The sequence below is a fragment of the Pengzhenrongella sp. genome (genome assembly GCF_036565025.1).
In the GTDB taxonomy this organism is placed as follows: domain Bacteria; phylum Actinomycetota; class Actinomycetes; order Actinomycetales; family Cellulomonadaceae; genus Pengzhenrongella.
Genome location: NZ_DATCNW010000011.1, coordinates 1 through 2,186, shown reverse-complemented (window position 1 = coordinate 2,186; position 2,186 = coordinate 1). Strand labels below are relative to the sequence as shown.

The 2,186-nt window shown below is 65.6% G+C and carries 3 protein-coding genes; all 3 read left to right on the top strand.

Annotated features, from left to right (window positions below; all coding sequences use genetic code 11):
* The first annotated feature begins 264 nt into the window (after window positions 1-264).
* The 3 genes from VIM26_RS00540 (at window position 265) to VIM26_RS00530 (ending at window position 1,946) form a co-directional block, all read left to right on the top strand.
* On the top strand, window positions 265-1,044 hold the full coding sequence (locus VIM26_RS00540) for a methyltransferase domain-containing protein (RefSeq protein WP_331948355.1): 780 nt from the start codon (window positions 265-267) through the stop codon (window positions 1,042-1,044).
* 120 nt (window positions 1,045-1,164) lie between these two features.
* On the top strand, window positions 1,165-1,527 hold the full coding sequence (locus VIM26_RS00535) for a cupin domain-containing protein (protein WP_331948354.1): 363 nt from the start codon (window positions 1,165-1,167) through the stop codon (window positions 1,525-1,527).
* Window positions 1,528-1,556: 29 nt separating this feature from the next.
* Entirely contained in the window at window positions 1,557-1,946 is a 390-nt protein-coding gene (locus VIM26_RS00530) for a hypothetical protein (protein WP_331948353.1), read from the top strand.
* Window positions 1,947-2,186 lie beyond the last annotated feature (240 nt).

Below are 2,186 nucleotides of genomic sequence, written 5' to 3'. Positions count from 1 at the left end.
TACGCCGACGACGCGGTACGCGCCCTGAATCGACGCGGCTTCCGTGCAGCACGCCTTGAGGACGGCTTCCCGGAATGGGCCCGCGCCAGACTGCCCGTCGAGATCGGTGCGCGGGTCGCGGTGGGAACGAAGCGCAACCGAACAGGCTGATCGCAACCCCACCGCATGATCGGTAAAAGGGTACGGATACGTCGTTGACACGGCACAAATGGCCGTGCTAAACCTGATCTTCAAGTAATCACTTGAAGAGACGAGGAGACCGCCATGCCCACTACCGTAACTGCCCTCGATGTCGCAGACCTGCAAAGCCGCGTGCAAGCGGTGTACGAACAGGTCGCGCAGGAGCCGCGCCGTACCTACCACTTCGAGACGGGCCGCGAGCTCGCGCTCCGCCTCGGCTACCCGAAAGACCTCCTGGATGAGATCCCCACCGAAGCGCTGGAGTCGTTTGCCGGCGTCGGCTACTTCCTCGACCTCGCGGCCCCACGCGCCGGCGAGCGGGTCATCGATCTGGGCAGCGGCTCGGGAACCGACTCCTTCGCCGCCGCCACCCTGGTCGGTCCGACCGGCCACGTCACCGGCGTCGACATGACCCAGGCCCAGCTGAGCAAGGCCGAGCGGCTACGTGCCGCCAGGAGCCTGGACCACGTCCGCTTCCTCGACGGGCGCATCGAACACCTGCCCGTAGCCGACGCCTGCTACGACGCCGTGATCTCCAACGGCGTGATCAACCTGTCCGCCGACAAGTCGACCGTCTTCACCGAGGCCGCCCGGGTGCTCGTGCCCGGCGGGCGACTGGCCCTCGCCGACATCGTCGCCGAGCGCCCGCTGGCCGAGTCGATCACCTGCAACGCCGAGCTCTGGGCGGCCTGCGTAGGCGGTGCCGCGCAGATCGACGACTACCTGGCCACCATCGAGAAGGCCGGCCTGCGTATCGAGACGATCAGGGAGAACACCGCGTACGCCTTCCTGTCCGGCTCCGCACGCGGCGCCACCGAGACATACGGCATCAAGAGCATCTCGCTGCTCGCCGTGAAGCCCTAGGAAACCCACCGCAGAACCTCTAACGTATCTCGCCGAGGGCACGCGTCACTCCAGGGGCAATGACCCGCATCGATCACACCACCGAATCGATCACACAACAGAACAGAACAGGAGCACGTCATGTCCGGTCTGGTGAAGAAGAGCCTGAATTCGCCCGAAGAGACCCGTCCGTTCCAGGATGGAACTGGCAGGCTGGAACTGGTCAACCTCGACGGCGGGCCCGTCGGTCGCGGCACCTTCGAACCGGGCTGGCAGTGGTCCAAGCACGTCAAGCCCATCGCCGGGACCGACAGCTGCCAGGCGGCCCACATGGGCTACTGCATCTCCGGGCGCATGGTCATCCGCATGGACGACGGTGAGGAGAAGGAGTTCGGGCCCGGCGACTTCATGATCTGCCCACCTGGGCACGACGCGTGGATCGTCGGTGACGAGCCCTGCGTGCTCATCGACTGGCAGGGCTTCGCCGACTACGCGAAGCCATAACCACCCACCCAGTTGGCAGCCAGGGCGGCGTGACCTCGAAGGACCCACGGCCGTCGGGCAAGCCGAGTTCAACATCATCAGTCCGCCACCGCGCGGCCGTTAACCAGGAAAGGCCACCAACGATGCGTTTCATCCAGATCATTGAGTTCACCACCAGCCGGATCGACGAACTGAACACCGCACTCGACGAGTGGCTCGTGCAGACCCAGGGCAAGCGCGCCGCCACCCGCGGCACCCAAACCCGGGACCGTGATCGGGCTCACACCTACCTACAGATCGTGGAGTTCCCCTCGTACGAGGAAGCGAAAGCCAACTCCGACCTGCCCGAAACGGGCGAGTTCGCCGCACGCCTCGCCAAGCTGTGCGACGAGCCGCCCAGTTTCCGCAACCTCGACGTCACACGCGAGGACCAGATGTAGGCCGACCGCCCGGGAAGTGCACGGGCCGAAGCCATGATGGGGGCGCCGACGCGTTTGCGCAGGTCACCAAGGTCTTGACCGGCCCCGCTCCTACAGGGATGACCAGCGACAATACCTGTCCCCCGACAACTTCCGTGCGTATTCCCCACAGATAGCCGGCGACAACCGTCTACAGCCGGACACCCCCAGCGAGCAATTCGCGTTCACGACGTCGCAGCACAACGTCGAGCCCGATGCCTC

Excerpts from the sequence above, each read along its gene's own strand:
- VIM26_RS00540 (WP_331948355.1), top strand. The coding sequence starts at position 265 with ATGCCCACTACCGTAACTGCCCTCGATGTCGCAGACCTGCAAAGCCGC.
- VIM26_RS00535 (WP_331948354.1), top strand. The coding sequence starts at position 1,165 with ATGTCCGGTCTGGTGAAGAAGAGCCTGAATTCGCCCGAAGAGACCCGT.